Source organism: Arthrobacter crusticola (genome assembly GCF_004357995.1).
GTDB classification, from domain to species: domain Bacteria; phylum Actinomycetota; class Actinomycetes; order Actinomycetales; family Micrococcaceae; genus Arthrobacter_D; species Arthrobacter_D crusticola.
In genome coordinates, this window is record NZ_SMTK01000001.1 from 648,159 (window position 1) to 665,334 (window position 17,176).

The 17,176-nt window shown below is 68.7% G+C and carries 16 protein-coding genes; 5 read left to right on the plus strand and 11 right to left on the minus strand.

Features of this window, described 5'->3' with window-relative positions:
* Positions 1-3: 3 nt before the first annotated feature.
* Genes tal through pgl form a run of 5 tightly spaced genes read left to right on the plus strand, consistent with a single transcriptional unit; the run spans position 4 to position 6,040 of the window.
* A complete protein-coding gene (gene tal / locus E2F48_RS03045) occupies positions 4-1,116 on the plus strand; it encodes a transaldolase (RefSeq protein WP_133402498.1) in 1,113 nt (370 codons plus the stop codon).
* 5 nt (positions 1,117-1,121) lie between these two features.
* Positions 1,122-2,765 carry a glucose-6-phosphate isomerase gene (locus tag E2F48_RS03050; RefSeq protein WP_133402499.1) on the plus strand — a complete coding sequence of 548 codons (1,644 nt, stop codon included), beginning with the start codon at positions 1,122-1,124 and terminating at the stop codon, positions 2,763-2,765.
* Positions 2,766-2,767: 2 nt separating this feature from the next.
* Positions 2,768-4,312 carry a glucose-6-phosphate dehydrogenase gene (gene zwf / locus E2F48_RS03055; protein ID WP_133402500.1) on the plus strand — a complete coding sequence of 515 codons (1,545 nt, stop codon included), beginning with the start codon at positions 2,768-2,770 and terminating at the stop codon, positions 4,310-4,312.
* On the plus strand, positions 4,309-5,250 hold the full coding sequence (locus E2F48_RS03060; RefSeq protein WP_133402501.1) for a glucose-6-phosphate dehydrogenase assembly protein OpcA: 942 nt from the start codon (positions 4,309-4,311) through the stop codon (positions 5,248-5,250). The genes zwf and E2F48_RS03060 overlap by 4 nt, the downstream gene beginning before the upstream one ends.
* A complete protein-coding gene (pgl, locus tag E2F48_RS03065) occupies positions 5,240-6,040 on the plus strand; it encodes a 6-phosphogluconolactonase (protein WP_133402502.1) in 801 nt (266 codons plus the stop codon). Before E2F48_RS03060 ends, pgl begins: the two co-directional genes overlap by 11 nt.
* 241 nt (positions 6,041-6,281) lie before the next feature.
* Here the strand turns inward: pgl and secG are convergent, their stop codons facing one another.
* The 11 genes from secG to E2F48_RS03120 form a co-directional block, all read right to left on the minus strand.
* Positions 6,282-6,533 carry a preprotein translocase subunit SecG gene (gene secG, locus E2F48_RS03070; RefSeq protein WP_133402503.1) on the minus strand — a complete coding sequence of 84 codons (252 nt, stop codon included), beginning with the start codon at positions 6,531-6,533 and terminating at the stop codon, positions 6,282-6,284.
* A gap of 46 nt (positions 6,534-6,579) precedes the next feature.
* Complete coding sequence (gene tpiA, locus E2F48_RS03075) at positions 6,580-7,395, minus strand: triose-phosphate isomerase (RefSeq protein ID WP_133402504.1); 816 nt, start codon at positions 7,393-7,395, stop codon at positions 6,580-6,582.
* An 86-nt stretch (positions 7,396-7,481) separates the two neighbouring features.
* A complete protein-coding gene (locus tag E2F48_RS03080) occupies positions 7,482-8,723 on the minus strand; it encodes a phosphoglycerate kinase (protein ID WP_133402505.1) in 1,242 nt (413 codons plus the stop codon).
* 4 nt (positions 8,724-8,727) lie between these two features.
* A complete protein-coding gene (gap, locus tag E2F48_RS03085) occupies positions 8,728-9,735 on the minus strand; it encodes a type I glyceraldehyde-3-phosphate dehydrogenase (protein WP_133402506.1) in 1,008 nt (335 codons plus the stop codon).
* Positions 9,736-9,939: 204 nt separating this feature from the next.
* Positions 9,940-10,569 (minus strand): superoxide dismutase, encoded by a 630-nt coding sequence (locus E2F48_RS03090; protein ID WP_133402507.1) that lies wholly within the window; start codon positions 10,567-10,569, stop codon positions 9,940-9,942.
* Between the two features lie 123 nt (positions 10,570-10,692).
* The gene (gene whiA / locus E2F48_RS03095) at positions 10,693-11,673 is read right to left on the minus strand and encodes a DNA-binding protein WhiA (RefSeq protein ID WP_120168237.1); all 981 of its coding nucleotides are present in this window, start codon (positions 11,671-11,673) and stop codon (positions 10,693-10,695) included.
* A 10-nt stretch (positions 11,674-11,683) separates the two neighbouring features.
* Complete coding sequence (locus tag E2F48_RS03100; RefSeq protein WP_133402508.1) at positions 11,684-12,715, minus strand: gluconeogenesis factor YvcK family protein; 1,032 nt, start codon at positions 12,713-12,715, stop codon at positions 11,684-11,686.
* Positions 12,715-13,614: an RNase adapter RapZ gene (gene rapZ / locus E2F48_RS03105; protein ID WP_133402509.1), complete on the minus strand. Its 900-nt coding sequence runs from the start codon at positions 13,612-13,614 to the stop codon at positions 12,715-12,717. The genes E2F48_RS03100 and rapZ overlap by 1 nt, the downstream gene beginning before the upstream one ends.
* Before the next feature lie 72 nt (positions 13,615-13,686).
* Complete coding sequence (gene uvrC, locus E2F48_RS03110) at positions 13,687-15,726, minus strand: excinuclease ABC subunit UvrC (protein WP_133402510.1); 2,040 nt, start codon at positions 15,724-15,726, stop codon at positions 13,687-13,689.
* Between the two features lie 103 nt (positions 15,727-15,829).
* Positions 15,830-16,498 (minus strand): lysophospholipid acyltransferase family protein, encoded by a 669-nt coding sequence (locus E2F48_RS03115; RefSeq protein WP_133402511.1) that lies wholly within the window; start codon positions 16,496-16,498, stop codon positions 15,830-15,832.
* Positions 16,485-17,156 (minus strand): HAD hydrolase-like protein, encoded by a 672-nt coding sequence (locus E2F48_RS03120; protein ID WP_165968670.1) that lies wholly within the window; start codon positions 17,154-17,156, stop codon positions 16,485-16,487. Before E2F48_RS03120 ends, E2F48_RS03115 begins: the two co-directional genes overlap by 14 nt.
* Positions 17,157-17,176 lie beyond the last annotated feature (20 nt).

Here is a 17,176-nt window from a genome sequence, read left to right on the forward strand (position 1 = left end):
ACAATGACTTCCAACCCAACGGCCGACCTTTCCTCCGCCGGCGTCTCGATCTGGCTCGATGACCTGTCCCGCGAACGCATCAACTCCGGTGCCTTCAAGCGGCTCATCGAAGAGCTCAACGTCGTCGGTGTCACCACCAACCCCAGCATCTTCGCCGCAGCGCTGAAGAAGGGCGAGTCGTACGCCTCGCAGGTCGGCGCCCTGGCCCAGGCCGGTGCCTCCCTCGACCAGGCTGTCTTCGACATCACCACCCACGATGTCGCCCAGGCCTGCGACATCTTCGCCGAAGCAGCAAAGCGCACGGGCGGCTTCGACGGCCGCGTCTCGATCGAGGTCGACCCCCGGCTGGCCCGCGACACCCAGGGAACCATCGAGGAGGCTAAGCGCCTCCACGCCAAGGTGCAGCGCACCAATGTCCTGATCAAGATCCCGGCGACCGTTGAAGGCCTTGAGGCGATCACGGAGACCATCGCCGCCGGGATCAGCGTCAACGTCACCCTGATCTTCTCGCTCGAGCGGTACCGCGAGGTCATCAACGCCTACCTGGTCGGCCTCGAGAAGGCGAAGGAAAACGGACACGACCTGAGCAAGATCCACTCCGTCGCCTCCTTCTTCGTCTCCCGGGTCGATGCCGAGATCGACGGACGCCTCGACGCCCTGGGCACACCCGAAGCCAAGGCGCTGAAGGGCAAGGCCGGGCTCGCTAACGCCCGTCTGGCCTACCAGGTGTACGAGGAGCAGTTCGCCACCGAGCGCTGGCAGGTCCTCGCCGGTGCCGGCGCGAACCCCCAGCGTCCGCTGTGGGCCTCCACCGGAGTCAAGGACCCGTCACTGCCTGACACGCTGTACGTGACCGGACTTGTCGCTCAGGGTGTCGTCAACACGATGCCGGAGAAGACCCTCGAGGCGACCGCCGATCACGGCGTCATCGAAGGCGACACGGTCACCGGAACCTACGAGGAGTCCAACGCCATCCTCAACGACCTCGATGGCCTGGGCATCTCCTACAAGGAGGTCGTGGAGCAGCTCGAGACCGAAGGGCTCGACAAGTTCGTCACCAGCTGGTCCGAACTCCTCGAGACCGTCCAGACCGCACTCGACACCGAAGGACGCTGATACCGATGGGTTCATTCGAGCTCGCCGCCTCTGGCGCGGCCGCGGCCGCCATCGACGCATCACTTTCCACCTTGGTCGAGGACAAGGTCGCCTCCCGGCTCATGGCCAAGGACGCCACCCTGTGGGGCCCGGACGCCGAGCCTGAAGCCTCCATCCGCCTCGGCTGGATCGACCTGTTCGACGAGTCACGGGCGCTCATCCCGCAGATCGCACAGCTCCGGGAGGAGCTTGCGGCCGAGGGTGTTTCCCGGTTCGTGCTGTGCGGCATGGGCGGGTCGTCCCTGGCCCCCGAGGTCATCACCCGGACCGCCGGGGTCGACCTCGTGGTCCTCGACTCGACAGACCCCGACCAGGTCAGCGCCGCCCTCGCGGAGCGCCTCGCCGAGACGGCGATCGTGGTGTCCTCCAAGTCGGGCTCCACCGTCGAGACGGACTCGCAGCGCCGGGCCTTCGAGAAGGCATTCACCGACGCCGGCATCGACGCGAAGTCCCGCATCATCATCGTCACCGATCCCGGTTCGCCGCTTGACGGTTCGGCGAGGGAAGCCGGCTACCGCCAGGTCTTCAACGCCAACCCGCAGGTCGGCGGACGCTACTCGGCCCTGACCGCGTTCGGTCTGGTCCCCTCGGGCCTTGCCGGCGCCGACATCGAAGCCCTCGTGGCCGATGCCGAGGAGATCTCCGAGTTCCTCGGTGAGGACGGCCCCGACAACGCCGGCCTGCGGCTGGGCGCCGTGCTCGGCGGCACCAAGCCGCTGCGCGACAAGATCGTCTTCGCCGACGGAGGCTCCGGCCTGCCGGGCTTCGCCGACTGGGCCGAACAGCTCATCGCGGAGTCCACCGGGAAGCTCGGTACGGGCCTCTTGCCCGTCGTGGCCTCCCTGGACTCCCCCGAGGTCGCCACGGTGGCCGACGACGTCGTCCCGGTCGTCCTGGCCGGTTCCGACGCCGAGGTGTCCACGGACGGGCAGACCCGCGCGGTGGTGAGCGGATCGCTGGGAAGCCAGATGTTCGTCTGGGAGTTCGCAACCGCGGTCGCGGGCCGGCTGCTGGGGATCAACCCCTTCGACCAGCCCGACGTGGAAGCGGCGAAGAAGGCCGCCCGCGGCCTGCTTGACGCCCAGCCCGCTCCGGCTCCGGCGAACTTCGTCGACGGCGCCATCGAGGTCCGCGGCGACGCGGAACTGCTCGGGAACGCCACCACCGTCGGGGACGCCCTCCAGGCGCTCCTGGGCACCCTCGAACCCACCGGTTACCTGTCGGTCCAGGCCTACCTGGACCGGCACGCCCAGGCACCGCTCGAGGAGCTGCGCAGCCCGCTGGCCGCCCTGACCGGCCGGCCCGTCACCTTCGGGTGGGGCCCGCGGTTCCTTCACTCGACCGGCCAGTTCCACAAGGGCGGACCGGCCTCCGGGGTGTACCTCCAGATCACCGGCGCCGCCGGCTCGGACCTGGAGATCCCGGGACTGCCCTTCACCTTCGGGGAACTGATCTCGGCCCAGGCGGCCGGGGACGCCCAGGTGCTCGAGGCCCACGGCCGGCCCGTGGTCCGCCTGCACCTGACAGACCGCGCGGCGGGGCTGAGCCAGCTCAGCGGCGTCATTGACTTCCTGGCCGGAGCCGGCCGGGAATCCCAGCAGAACGGCTAGACATGCACGAGACCCTTCCCCCCAAACAGGCAAATCCCCTGCGGGATCCCCGCGACCGGCGCCTGAGCCGGATCGCGGGGCCGTCGTCGCTGGTGCTTTTCGGAGTCACCGGCGACCTCGCCCGCAAGAAGCTCATGCCGGCCGTGTACGACCTGGCCAACCGCGGCCTGCTCCCGCCCAGCTTCGCCCTCATCGGGTTCGGCCGGCGCGAGTGGACGCACGAGCAGTTCGCCGAGGAGGTCCGGAACTCCGTCAAGCAGTATGCGCGCACCCCGTTCAATGACACGGTGTGGGAGCAGCTCGAGGCGGGAATCCGCTTCGTCCAGGGTAATTTCGACGACGACGACGCCTACGTCCGCCTCCAGGAGTCGCTGAGCGAGCTTGACGAGACCCGGGGAACGCGCGGGAACCACGCGTTCTACCTCTCGATCCCGCCGAAGGCCTTCGAGATCGTGTGCCAGAAGCTGTCCGAGCACGGGCTCGCCGAGCCCCGTGACGGCCAGTGGCGGCGGGTCGTGATCGAGAAGCCGTTCGGACACGACCTGGAGTCGGCCCGGGAGCTGAACAACATCGTCGAGCAGGTCTTCCCGCCCGACGCCGTGTTCCGGATCGACCACTACCTTGGCAAGGAGACGGTCCAGAACATCCTGGCCCTGCGCTTCGCCAACCAGCTGTTCGAGCCGCTGTGGAACGCCAACTACGTCGACCACGTGCAGATCACGATGGCTGAGGATATCGGCATCGGTGGCCGCGCGGGGTACTACGACGGCGTCGGCGCCGCTCGGGACGTCATCCAGAACCACCTCCTGCAGCTGCTCGCCCTCACGGCGATGGAGGAGCCCATCTCCTTCAACGCCGAGGACCTGCGCGCGGAGAAGGAGAAGGTCCTCGCCGCGGTGCGGCTTCCCGAGGACCTGACCTGCTACTCGGCCCGCGGCCAGTACGACAGCGGCTGGCAGGGCGGCGAGGAGGTCAAGGGCTTCCTCGACGAGGACGGCATCCCGGCCGATTCCACGACGGAGAGCTTCGCCGCGATCCGCCTGGACATCAACACCCGGCGGTGGAGCGGTGTGCCGTTCTACCTGCGGGCCGGCAAGCGCCTCGGCCGCCGCGTCACGGAAATCGCGGTCGTGTTCAAGCGCGCTCCGAACCTGCTCTTCCTCGACCACAACGAGGACGACTTCGGCCAGAACGCCGTCGTCATCCGCGTGCAGCCGGACGAGGGGGCAACGATCCGGTTCGGGTCGAAGGTCCCGGGCACGCAGATGGAGGTCCGCGACGTCACCATGGACTTCGGGTACGGCCACTCCTTCACGGAGTCGAGCCCCGAGGCCTACGAGCGGCTCATCCTCGATGTGCTGCTGGGCGAACCGCCGCTGTTCCCGCGCCAGCAGGAGGTCGAACTGTCCTGGCAGATCCTCGATCCCTTCGAGAAGTTCTGGGCGTCACTGGACGAGCAGCCCGAAAAGTACAGGCCGGGCAGCTGGGGTCCATCCTCCGCCGATGAGCTGCTGGCCGCCGATGGCAGAAGCTGGAGAAGGCCATGATCGTAGATCTTCCGAACACCACCACCTCGAAGGTCTCCAAGGAGATCACGAGCCTGCGCGACCGGGGCGGCGTCGTCGCCCTCGGCCGGGTCCTCACCCTCGTGGTGATCACCCGCGCCGGGGCCGAGGAGGAGGCGATCCGTGCGGCGAACGAAGCGAGCCGGGAGCACCCCTGCCGTATCATCGTCCTGGCCCAGGGATCGCCCGAGGACCCCACGCGCCTCGACGGCCAGATCCGCGTGGGCGGTGACGCCGGTGCCTCCGAGGTGATCGTGCTCCGCGGCTCCGGGGATCTGGCAAACGAGAACGAGTCACTCGTGTCGGCCCTGCTGCTGCCGGACGCCCCGATCGTGGCCTGGTGGCCGCACCACATGCCGGCGGCTGCGGCGCAGACCTCCATCGGGGCCATCGCCCACCGCCGGATCACCGACTCCTCCAACGAGGCGGACCCGGCCGCGGCACTGTTCAATCTGCAGAAGACCTATTCCGCGGGTGACACGGACCTGGCCTGGACGCGTCTGACGAACTGGCGCATCCAGCTCGCGGCCGTCCTCGACCAGGCCGAGCCGTCTACGATCACCGAGGTGACGGTCGAAGGCGCCGAGGATTCCCCCAGCACGGTCCTCCTGGCCGCCTGGCTGACCCAGGCCCTGGATGCGCCGGTGACGATTGCCGCCGGTCCCGCCGGTACCGGCCTGCACCGGGTGCGGCTCTCGCGGGACAACGGAGACATCGAGCTGTACCGTCCGGGCCGGGATGTGGCCGAGCTGCACCAGCCCGGCCAGCCGGTCCAGCGGATTTCGCTGCCGCGTCGCAGCCTTGAGGAGTGCCTCGCCGAGGAGCTTCGTCGACTTGACCCGGACGACGTATTCGGGGAAGTTATCACCGAAGGCCTTGCGAAAACGAACCTAAGGAGCGTACAAACCAGTGAACGCTGAGCCAAAGATCAGTATCCACCCCGGCCCAACCCTGCTTGCCGCCTCGGTGGCGTCTCGCCTGATCACCCGCCTCGTCGATGTGCAGAACGAGCGCGGGACGGCCACGGTGGTGCTGACCGGAGGCTCCATCGGCACGGCGGCCCTGAAGGCCGTGTGGGAATCCCCCACCTGCCGGACCGTGGACTGGTCGCAGGTGCATTTCTGGTGGGGCGACGAGCGGTTCCTGCCGGCCGGTCATCCCGACCGCAATGCGGTCCAGGCCCGCGAGGCGCTGCTTGACCGCCTTGCTGTGGATCCGGCGAAGGTCCACGAGTTCGGCTCCAGCGACCAGTTCCCCGACCAGTACGCCGCTGCCGCCGATTACGCGGCGCGGCTGCAGGAAGCGGCCGATGCGGAAGCGTTGGACGGCGCCGCCGACCCGCGGCTCCCGCGGTTCGACGTGCTGATGCTCGGCGTCGGCCCGGACGCCCACATCGCCTCGCTCTTCCCGGAGCTGGCGGGGATCCGGACGAAGGGCTCGACCGTCGTGGGCGTCGCCGACGCGCCCAAGCCGCCGCCGGAGCGGATTTCCCTCACGCTGGAGAGCATCCGCTCGGCGGAGGAGGTCTGGCTGGCGGTGGCCGGTGAAGACAAGGCGGGAGCGGTGGGCCTGGCCCTTGCCGGTGCCGGCTCTGTCCAGGTGCCCGCCGCCGGTGCCCGCGGCCGGAACAAGACCCTGTGGCTGATCGACCAGGAGGCGGCTGTGCAGCTCCCCGGCCGCCTCATAAACCGCGAGGACGCAGAGCAGTAGACCCTCGAGCGGGTGGCGCGGGCTGCGCCACCCGCTCGACGGGAAAGCATCGTTGGACGACAAGCACCGCTCAACGACGAACACCGCTCAACGATAAAGCCCCGCCGCTTCCGTACTGGAAGCGGCGGGGCTTTGTCGTGGTGGCTGGCTTGCTCTGGCGGAGCCTCCGCTCCTTGCGGCGTCCGGCGGGCTTACTGTGCCCGGGACGCCGGCGCGGAAGGAAACTTCGGTGCCGGAGGGATCAGGAATCGCCGAGGAACCGCTGGATCAGTCCAAGGGCAATGATCACGGTGCCCCAGGCCAGGCCCAGCGCCACGGTAAAGCGGTTCAGGTTGCGCTCGGCAACCCCTGAGGAGCCCATGCTTGAGGACATGCCGCCGCCGAACATGTCGGACATGCCGCCGCCGCGGCCCTTATGCAGCAGGATCAGCAGCGTCAGGAGCAGGCTGGTGATGCCCAGCAGTACGAGCAGGATGATTCGGAGAATTTCCACGGGGCCCTTTCAAGGCTGAGAACCCGCCGTTGGCGGGGAGGCGCGACTAGCCTGTGACCAGGTGCTGTTCGAACCTGACAATACTAGCAAACTCGGACACATCGAGGCTCGCACCGCCGACGAGCACGCCGTCGACGTCGCGTTCCTTGAGGATCGATCCGGCGTTGGCGGCCTTCACCGATCCACCATAGAGCAGGCGGATCTTCGCGGCCGTGTCGCCGTCGAAGAGCTCGCCCAGTTCGGCGCGGATCGCCGCGCACATCTCCTGGGCGTCCTGCGGTCCGGCCACCTCGCCGGTGCCGATCGCCCAGACGGGCTCGTAGGCCACGACAAGCCGGGCGGCCTGACCGGCGTCAAGGCCGGCCACGCCCCGGCGGAGCTGTTCGAGGGTGTGCTCCACATGGGTGCCGGCCTGGCGGATCTCAAGGCCCTCCCCGACGCAGAGCACGGGCACCAGGTCGTGCCGGTACGCGGCGTGCACCTTGGTGTTGAGCAGTTCGTCGGATTCGGCGTGGAGGGTGCGGCGCTCCGAATGGCCCACCAGCACGTACGCGCAGCCGAGGCGCTTGAGGAACTGCCCGGAAATGTCCCCGGTGTAAGCGCCGGACTCGTGTGGGGAAAGGTCCTGCCCGCCGTACACCACGGGCAGGTCATCCCCCTTGACGAGGGTCTGCACACCGCGCAGGTCGGTGAACGGCGGGAACACCGACACCTCAACCCTGCCGAAGTCGTGGTTGGCATCGTCGAGGGTCCACGCGAGCTTCTGCAGGAAGGTGATGGCCTGGACGTGGTCCAGGTTCATTTTCCAGTTGCCGGCGATCAGGGGGCGCCGGTCGAAGACGCCGTTCGTCGAGGTGGTCATAGCGAACTCTCTTTCAGTCGTCAGGAGCCGCAGGACCCGCCCGTGTGGGCGGGCCCTGCGGCGGAAATGTTCCCGGGCCGGTGGCCTCAGGCGCGCTCGAGCGCCGTCAGGCCGGGGAGCTCCTTGCCCTCGAGGTACTCGAGGCTTGCCCCACCTCCGGTGGAGATGTGGCCGAACTGGGCGTCCTCGAACCCGAGGCCCCGGACCGCTGCGGCGGAGTCGCCCCCACCGACCACCGTCAGGGCGCCGTTGCGCTGCGCCTCGACAAGGGCCTGCGCAACCACGCGTGTACCCTCGGCGAAGGCCTCGAACTCGAACACGCCCATGGGCCCGTTCCAGAACACCGTCTTCGCCTGCGCGATGTGCGCCGCGAAATCGGAGCCGCTGGCCGGTCCGATGTCGAGGCCGATCCCGCCGGCGCCGTAGGGGCCGGATTCGATCGCATCGGCCGCCAGCACCCCGTGTCCGGCGTCGGCGGCGAACTTCTCGGCGACCACGATGTCCGTCGGGAAGACGAACTCCGTGCCCGCCTCCGCCGCCCGGTCGAGGTAGCCGCGCACCGTGTCCAGCTGGTCGGCCTCAAGCAGGCAGGCGCCCACCTTGTGCCCCTGGGCGGCGAGGAACGTGAAGACCATTCCCCCGCCGATCAGGAGCCGGTCGGCCTTGCCCAGCAGGTTCTCGATGACCGCCAGCTTGTCGGAGACCTTTGACCCGCCCAGGACCACCACGAAGGGCCGCTCGGGGTCCGTGGTGAGCCGCTGGAGCACCTCGACCTCCGCCTTCACCAGGTCGCCCTGGTAGGACGGGAGGATCGCGGCGAGGTCGTACACGCTTGCATGCTTGCGGTGCACGGCACCGAAAGCATCGTTGACGTACGCCCCCGAGCTGCCGGCCAGCCCCGCGAACTCCTGTGCGAGAGCTGCGCGTTCGCTCTCATCCTTGCTGGTCTCGCGCGGATCGAACCGCACGTTCTCGAGCACCAGGACCTCGCCGTCGGACAGGGCCCGGGCCGCTGCCCTCGCCTGCTCGCCGGCGGTGTCCCCCGCGAGCGTCACGGGGAAGTCCGCAAGTTCGGCCAGCCGGTCAACGGCGGGGCGGAGCGAATACTTCGCCTCGGGCGCACCCTTGGGGCGTCCGAGGTGAGCCATCACGATGACGGCGGCTCCGGCCTCGCTGAGCTTGCGCAGCACGGGAAGCGACGCCCGGAGGCGTCCGTCGTCGGTGACCCGCTGGGAGTCGTCGAGGGGAACGTTCAGGTCCGAGCGGACCAGGATCCGCCGGCCGCGGACCCCTTCCGCCAGGAGGTCGTCGATCGATGCGTAGCCCACTGGGTCAGGAGAGCTTGGAGGCGACGATTTCGGTGAGGTCGACGAGGCGGTTCGAGTAACCCCACTCGTTGTCGTACCAGGACACGACCTTGACCTGGTTGCCGATGACCTTGGTCAGCCCGGAGTCGAAGATCGAGGACGCCGGGTCCCCGACGATGTCCGAGGAGACGATCGGATCCTCGGTGTAGGTCAGGTAGCCCTTCAGGGGGCCTTCGGCGGCGGCCTTGTAGGCGGCGTTGACCTCGTCGACCGTGACCTCCCGGCCGACCGTGACGGTCAGGTCGGTGGCCGAGCCGGTGGGCACGGGGACGCGGATGGCGTACCCGTCAAGCTTGCCCTTGAGCTCGGGCAGGACCAGGCCGATGGCCTTGGCGGCCCCGGTGGAGGTCGGCACCATGTTGACGCCGGCTGCGCGCGCCCGGCGCAGGTCCTTGTGCGGGCCGTCCTGGAGGTTCTGGTCCGCCGTGTAGGCGTGGACGGTGGTCATCAGACCGCGTTCGATGCCGAAGGAGTCCTGCATGACCTTCGCCAGCGGGCCCAGGCAGTTGGTGGTGCAGGAGGCGTTGGAGATGATGTGGTGGTTGGCCGGGTCGTAGTCGCCGTCATTGACGCCCAGGACCACGGTGATGTCCTCGTCGGAGGCCGGGGCCGAGATCAGGACCTTCTTCGCACCGGCGTCGATGTGCTTCTGCGCATCGGAGGCCTTGGTGAAGAATCCTGTGGATTCGATCACGATGTCGACTCCCAGATCCGCCCACGGCAGGTTCGCCGGGTCGCGCTCGGCCAGGACCTTGATGCGCTTGCCGTCGACCACGAGGTCCCCGCCATCGGCCTCAACGCTCACACCCAGGCGCCCTGCCACGGAGTCGTACTTGAGCAGGTGGGCCAGGGTCTCGGGGCTGGTGAGGTCGTTGACCGCCACGATTTCCAGGTCCGCGCCCTGATCGAGCGCCGCCCTGAAGTAGTTACGGCCGATCCGGCCAAAGCCATTGATTCCAATACGGGTAGTCACTGGTTTCCATCTCCTTATTAAGTGATGCTGCCAGGGCCTGTTCGGCCGGTCCGGCAGCTGCTTGCGCTGCACGCCGTTGTGCGGGTCCGATGTTCCTTTTCGGTTCATCAGGTTCTGCGGTGCGTCGGGGCGGGGGCCTGTGCCCCCACCCCGACACGCGTGCCCGTCCCGCGGAGGCGGGCACAGGCGGAACGCAACCGGGCGTTAGACGCCGGGGACGACCAGGCTCGATGCGCCGGACCGGGCACGGTCAAACCGTGCCGCGACGTCGGTCCAGTTCACAATATTCCAGAAGGCCTTGACGTAATCGGCCTTGACATTGACGTAGTCGAGGTAGAAGGCGTGCTCCCACATGTCGAGCATGAGCAGCGGGATGGTTCCGACCGGAACGTTGCCCTGCTGATCGTAGAGCTGCTCGATCACGATGTTGCCGCCGAGCGGCTCGTACGCGAGGACCGCCCAGCCGGAGCCCTGAAGACTGATGGCGGCGGCATTGAAGTGGCTGCGGAAGGCCTCGAAGGAGCCGAACGCGTCGTCGAGGGCGGCGGCCAGTTCACCGGTGGGGAGGTCCCCTCCGTCCGGTGAGAGGTTCTTCCAGAAGATCGAGTGGTTGGTGTGGCCGCCGAGGTGGAAGGCCAGGTCCTTCGACAGCTTGGGAATGTTCCCGAACTCACCCTTCTCGCGGGCCTCCGCCAGCTGTGCCAGCGCGTCGTTGGCACCCTTGACATAGGTGGCGTGGTGCTTGCTGTGGTGCAGCTCCATAATTCGCGCGGAGATATGCGGTTCAAGGGCCGCATAATCATAATCAAGGTCGGGCAGCGTGTACTGGCTCACGAATTTCCTCCATCTAATGGTGTACCTTTCCGGGGCCGTTTCCGGGCCGGTAAGGGCCGGAGAAGAACCGCCGGGGTCCCGCCGCCGAAGCGGCAGGCTTGCCCTCCCATCCTATGCAACGATTCACTCGTCCAGCATGTCGGCGGTGACATTGGCGTCGGTTCCCGGAATTCCGATCTCCTGCGCCCGCTTGTCGGCCATGGCCAGCAGGCGGCGGATCCTGCCCGCGATGGCATCCTTGGTCATCGGAGGATCGGCGAGCCTTCCCAGTTCGTCGAGGCTGGCCTGCTTGTGGCCGACCCGCAGCTCCCCCGCGTACCGGAGGTGCTCCGGGACGGACTCCCCGAGGATCTCCAGCGCCCGCTCCACGCGGGCGCCGGCGGCCACCGCGGCCTGCGCGGACCGGCGGAGGTTGGCGTCGTCGAAGTTTGCCAGCCGGTTCGCCGTGGCACGGACCTCCTTGCGCATCCTGCGTTCCTCCCACACCATGAGGGCGTCGTGGGCACCCATGCGGGTCAGCAGGGCAGCAATGGTGTCCCCGTCGCGGATCACTACGCGGTCCACGCCCCGGACCTCCCGCGCCTTCGCGGCGATGCCGAGGCGGCGGGCCGCACCCACGAGGGCCAGCGCGGATTCCGGGCCGGGGCAGGTCACTTCGAGGGAGGACGAACGACCCGGCTCGGTCAGGGACCCGTGGGCCAGGAACGCGCCGCGCCAGACGGCCTCGGCATCGGCCGCGGAGCCGTTGACGACGGCGGAGGGCAGCCCGCGCACCGGCCTGCCCCGGGTATCGAGCAGGCCGGTCTGGCGGGCCAGGGACTCGCCGTCGCGCACCACCCGGACCACGTACCGGTTGCCGCGGCGCAGGCCGCCGCCGGAGACAACGATGATTTCGCTGTTGTGCCCGTAGACCTCGGCGATGGCCGAGCGGACCCGGCGTGCCGTCGACGCCAGGTCGACCTCCGCTTCGATCACGATCCGGCCGGAGATGATGTGCAACCCGCCGGCGAACCGCAGCAGGGCGGACACCTCGGCCTTGCGTACCGAGGACTTTTTAACTTCGAGGTGCGAGAGCTCCTCTTTGACGTCCGCAGTCAGCGCCACCAGTTCACTCCTAGTTCTCCCCAAACATGTCTTTGTACGCCGTTGCGAGGCGAAGCGGATCATGGACGGGTTTTCCGGTTGAGGATCCCACTTTACCCAGAACGGCGCGGCCACCCATCCCAGCGACCGCCGCTTCGAACTGCGCACGGTCTCCCACGACCGCCGGATCGGCCAGCACCACGTCCACGGTGAACTCCGGCGCGTAGCGCTTGATCACGGCGAGGTGGTCCACGGCGGTCATGCCCTGGGTCTCCTTGGTGTCATTCGTCATGTTCATCGTCAGGCAGCGTCTGGCGGAGGTGCGGCAGAGCGCGTCGCGGAGCTCGGGAAGCAGCAGGTGCGGCAGCACGGAGGTGTACCAGGAGCCCGGGCCGAGGATCACCCAGTCGGCCAGTTCGATCGCCTCGAGGGCGTCCTTGCAGGCCGGCGCCGCCTCCGGGAGCAGCCGGACGTTGCTGACGTTCCCCCCCTCCGCGGCGACCGCCAGCTGGGCCTGCCCGACGATGGTCTTCACCCGCAGCCCTCCCCCGGACTCGGTGAGGATGTCCCCTTCGATGGTCAGCGGCACGCTGGCCATCGGCACGACCTTGCCGCGGGCGCCCAGCAGCGCTCCGGCCCACTGCAGGCCCGCCACGGGGTCGCCAAGCAGTTCCCAGAGGGTCACGATGAGCAGGTTTCCCAGCGCGTGGTTATCGAGTGATCCCTCGACGCCCTCGGTCGAGGTGAAGCGGTGCTGCATGACGTCGCGCCAGGTGCGGCCCCAGTCCGTGTCGTCGCACAGGGCAGCAAGCGCCATCCGCAGGTCCCCGGGTGGAAGCACCCCCAGTTCCCTGCGCAGCCGGCCGGAGGACCCGCCGTCATCGGCGACGGTGACCACAGCGGTGAGGTCCTGGGTCAGCAGACGCAGGGCGGACAGCGAGGCGGACAGCCCGTGGCCGCCGCCGAGCGCCACCACGGAGGGCGTCTTCTCGACCGGCTCGCCGTCGCGCCGGTTCGCCGTCGGAACCGGGATCAGGGGCAGCGGCCCCGAAAAGAGTGCCACTATTCCCGTCCCAGGTCCCGGTGGTGGGCGGCCACCTGCACCCCGGGCAGCTGGGCGAGCCGCTTGGCGATCTCCTCGGTCACCGCGACGGAGCGGTGCTTTCCTCCGGTGCAGCCGACCGCGATCGTGGCATAGTGCTTGTTCTCGCGCCGGTAACCGTCGAGCACCGGCACGAGCGCGTGGACGTAACGGCTGACGAAGTCCCCGGCGCCCGCGGCGGCCAGCACGTACTCCCGCACCGGCTCATCGAGCCCCGTCTGTGGGCGCAGCTGCGGCACCCAGTGCGGGTTCGGGATGAAGCGGACGTCGGCCACGAAGTTCGCGTCGACGGGCAGGCCGTACTTGAAGCCGAAGCTCATCACATTGAGCCGCAGCACGATCGGGCCGGACTCGGAAAACAGCTCGGTCACGGCGGTGGCCAGGGCGTGGACATTGAGGTCCGTGGTATCAACGACAATGTCCGAGGCGTACTTCATCTCCTTGAGGACATCACGCTCGGCGGCGATACCATCGAGGATCCGTCCGTCTCCCTGCAGCGGGTGGGGGCGCCTGCCCTGCTCGAACCGGCGCACCAGCACGGCGTCGTCGGCGTCGAGGAAGAGCACCCGGTAGTTGACCCCGGCCGCCCGCAGCCCGGCGAGGGCGGCCTTGATGTCGTTGAACAGTTCCTTGCTCCGCACGTCGATCACCACGGCGAGCTTCGGGATGGACTGGGGCATGCGGGCCACCAGCTCGGTCAGCGTCCCGAGCATCTGCGGCGGGAGGTTCTCAACGACGTACCAGCCGTGGTCCTCCAGGGCGTTGGCCGCCGTGCTCCGTCCGGCACCCGACATGCCGGTGACGACCAGCAGCTCCGATTCGGTGGGTTTGACCGGGGTCAGGCTGTCAGCCTCAGTCATGTATGCGTCCGTTCCGGCGTAGGTGGTGCGGAAATGCTGCGCCGCAGGCAGCGGGCGCCATCCTCAGCCTAGCTAAGAATCGAGGATCTCGCCCGTGGTCAGGTTCACAGCGGGAGCAGCGTCCTGCACCGCCCCGCCGGCCAACCCGTTCCGGATGGCTTCGGCCAGGGCCGGACCGATGCCCGGGACCTCCAGCAGGTCCTCCACCGAGGCGGCCTTCAGCTTCTTCACCGAGCCGAAGTGCTTCAGCAGGGCCTTGCGTTTCGACGGCCCAAGCCCCGGGATTCCGTCGAGGGCCGACTCGGTCATCGACTTCCCGCGCTTCTGCCGGTGGAAGCTGATGGCGAAGCGGTGGGCCTCATCACGGATCCGCTGCAGCAGAAACAGTCCCTCGGATGCCCTCGGCAGGATGACGGGGAAGTCGCTGCCTGGCACCCACACCTCCTCGAGGCGCTTGGCGAGGCCGACCACGAAGACGTCGTCGATGCCGAGGTCCGCCAGCGCGCGGGAGGCCGCGGCCACCTGGGGCGGGCCGCCGTCGACGACGACCAGGTTCGGCGGGTAGGCGAACCGGTTCTTCGTCGTCGCCGTCGTGGTGTCCGCCAGCGGAACGGTCTCCGCCGCGGCAGCCGCGCCGCTGCCCACCGGGGAACCGGTCCCGTCCCCGACGGCCGGGGAGCCGGTGCTGTTGCCGGTGTCCTCCGGCACGCGGCCGGCGAGGTAGTTCCGGAACCGGCGGTAGATCACGTCGTACATCGAGGCGGTGTCGTCGCGGGCGGCGTCCCCGGTGATGGAGAAGCGGCGGTACTCCGACTTGCGCGGCAGGCCGTCCTCGACCACGACCATTGAAGCGACGACGTTCGTGCCGGAGACGTGGGAGATGTCGAAGCATTCGATGCGCATCAACGGCTGCGGCAGTTCCAGGGCCTCCTGCAGCTCGGTCAGCGCCGCCGACCGCGTCGTGAGGTCCCCGGCCCGCCGGCTCTTGTGCAGGCGCAGGGAGTCGGCGGCGTTCTGCTGGACGGTGCCCATCAGGGTGGCCTTGTCACCGCGGACCGGTACCCGCACATCGACGCGGGCCCCGCGGAGCCCGCGCAGCCACTCAAGGACCTGCTCGGCGTTGCTGGGCATCACGGGCACGAGCACCTCGCGCGGAATCCGGTCATTGCCCGCGCCGTCCTCGCCGTACACCTGCTGCAGGAGGTGCTCCACCAGGTCGGGGGTGTCCATGTCCTCGACCTTCTCCACGACCCAGCCGCGCTGGCCGCGGATACGCCCGCCGCGCACGTGGAAGACCTGCGCCGCGGCCTCGAGCTCGTCCTCGGTCAGGGCGAAGATGTCGGCGTCGGTGTCCTCGCTGAGGACGACGGTATTGCGCTCGAAGACCCTCCGGAGGGCGGCGATGTCGTCGCGGGTCCGCGCCGCGGCTTCGTAGTCGAGTTCGGCGACCGAGGCGGCCATCTTCGCTTCGAGCCCGGTGATGAACCGCTTGGCCTCACCCGACATGAAGGCAACGAACTCCCCGGCGAGGGCCTTGTGGTCCTCCGGGGAGATCCGCCCGACGCAGGGCGCCGAACACTTGTCGATGTAGCCCATGAGGCAGGGCCGGCCGGAGCGTTCGGCACGCTGGAAGACGCCGGTGCTGCAGGTGCGCACGGGGAAGACCCGCAGCAGCGTATCGACGGTCTCCCGGATCGCCTTGGCTGGGTAGAAGGGCCCGAAGTACCGGGTGTCCTTCTTCTTGTCGCCGCGCATCACCTGCACGCGCGGGAACTTCTCCCCCATCGTCACCGCGAGGTACGGGTAGGACTTGTCGTCCCTGAACATCACGTTGAAGCGCGGGTTGAATTCCTTGATCCAGGTGTATTCGAGCTGCAGGGCCTCGAGTTCGCTTCCCACGACCGTCCACTCCACCCCGGCGGCGGTGTGGACCATGGCCCGGGTGCGGGGCATCAGCCCCTGCGGGTTCGCGAAGTAGGAATTGAGGCGGGAGCGCAGGTTCTTGGCCTTGCCGACGTAGACGACCCTGCCGTGCTCGTCGCGGAACCGGTACACGCCGGGGTCCTGCGGTATTTCCCCCGTCTTGGGGCGGTAGCTTGCTGGGTTTGCCACAGCTCAATCCTATGTTCTTTGACCGGGCGGCCCTGACGCTTCAGCTTCGCGCGCGCGGGTGCCGCGGTGCGGGTCCGCCGGGCGTCGGCCCGGCGGGGGCCCGCTATTCCGCGGGCGCGCCCTTGTTGTAGCTGGCGGAGCGCTGCTGCCCAGTGAGCGCGGCGATGGAGTCCATGATGGTGTCGGTGGCACTGCGCCGGGCCGGCAGCGGATGGCCCGGTCCGGTCTTCTCGAAGTACAGGGGCGCACCGATCCTCATGGTGAAGTGCTGCGGCCGGATGCCGTTGCTGCCCGCCGGCTGCAGGGCCTCGGTCCCGATCAGGCCCACCGGCACCACCGGGGCTCCGGTGGTCAGCGCCAGCCAGCCCACGCCGGTCCGTCCCCGGTAGAGCAGCCCGTCGCGGGACCGGGTGCCCTCCGGATAGATGCCGACGCCGCTGCCCTCCTCGAGCAGGTCGAGGAGGGTCTTCAGGGCCTGCACGCTGGCCGCCTGTTCGCCCCGCTGCACGGGAATCGAACCGACACCCTCGAAGAAGGAGCGCATCATCGCCCCCTTGACGCCGGTGCCGGTGAAGTACTCGGCCTTCGCGAAGAACGCCACCCGGCGCGGCATCAGGGCCTGGATGAGGACGCTGTCGAGGAAGGAGAGGTGGTTGGCCGCGACGATGAACGGACCCTCGGTGGGCACATGCCCGAGCCCTTCAACGGTGGGCCGGCAGAGGCCGGCGATGAGACCGCGCGTGGTGCTGCGGGTGAGGTCATAGATTCCCACGCAGCACCTCCAGGAGTTTGTCTGCGGTGTCGACGACCGCAATCGCGCCGGCCTCCTCGAGTTCGCCGGGAGAGGCGAAGCCCCAGGACACCCCCACGCAGCCAAGCCCATTATCGGCCGCCCCCAGCACGTCGTGCGAGCGGTCTCCGACCATGATCGCGCTGCCGTAGCGGCCGGCGTGTTCCGACAGCGCGGCAGCGATAATGGGCTTCTTTCCCGGCAGTGCCGCAGCGGCGCGTTCGTCCCGCGGTGCCCCATGCACCGAGTCGAACAGGCCGGTCATCCCCTGGGCCGTCAGCAGTTCCTCGGCCAGCCACTCGGGTTTCTGGGTGGCGACCGCCACCCTGGCCCCGTCCGCGCGCAGCGCACGCACGCAGTCGGCGATCCCCGGGTAGGGGCGGCTTTGGGCCATGCCGATGGTGCGGTAGCCGGCGCGGTAGGCACCCATCACCGGGTCGATGAGGTGTTCGGGTACGCCGGCGATGTTCCGCAGCGAGGTGACCAGCGCGGGGCCCACCATGCTCTGCAGCACGCGCGGGTCCGGCACGGGCAAACCGTGCTCCCGCAGGGCCGCTTCGATACCTCCGGTGATCGACCCGGCGGGGTCGATCAGGGTTCCGTCGAGGTCGAAGAGAACGAGCGCCTGCGAATTAGTCACCGGGCAAGTTTGCCACAATG